The 502-nt window shown below is 41.2% G+C and carries 1 protein-coding gene; it reads right to left on the bottom strand.

The genetic code is table 11. The annotated features are described in order from the left end of the window. A partial coding sequence (locus WH95_RS20160; RefSeq protein ID WP_046510249.1) for a hypothetical protein occupies positions 1-502 on the bottom strand: 502 nt, incomplete at both ends.

Raw genomic sequence — 502 nt, 5'->3', positions numbered from 1 at the left:
TTGAGCGATCTCCAGCTTTATTTGAGCGCTCAACGTTCTGCTTGCGCGAAACTCCCCCCACCCCAAAATGGCTAACAACACAATACCCCAAGTCACCAGTTTGATAACTTTCGCTTTCCGAGATTTTTTTCTTGTCCTCAAGAGATTTTGCGTTTCTCTTTTGTTTTCTTCCGTAGCGTCTTTTATTACGTTCCTCACGCTGATATTGTGCTCTGTCATAGCGCTGCCTAAGCTCTTCAAGCTTTCCTCTCTGTAGGTCTGGACTATTCGTTTCTCTTCTTCCAATTTGTTCATGTAAGACTGTTTCAGTGTCGTAAGATTCATTATAAAAAATACCTTTTAGTCTAATATTTCTACCGCCTTCAGGCGGTTTTAGGCTGATGTAGTTCTTAGATTTTCTTGCAAGGTCAAATCCTTGCTCTTTGAAAATTTTGATAAGATCTTCTCGGTCGGTAATAACCTCGTCTTCAACGAGCTCTCGAACCCAGTTAGTAATGGTTTC

This window comes from Kiloniella litopenaei, from assembly GCF_000982415.1.
Classification (GTDB): Bacteria; Pseudomonadota; Alphaproteobacteria; order Kiloniellales; family Kiloniellaceae; genus Kiloniella; species Kiloniella litopenaei.
Note: the sequence above shows the minus strand (reverse complement) of the source record. Positions and strands in the feature narration are given on the sequence as shown.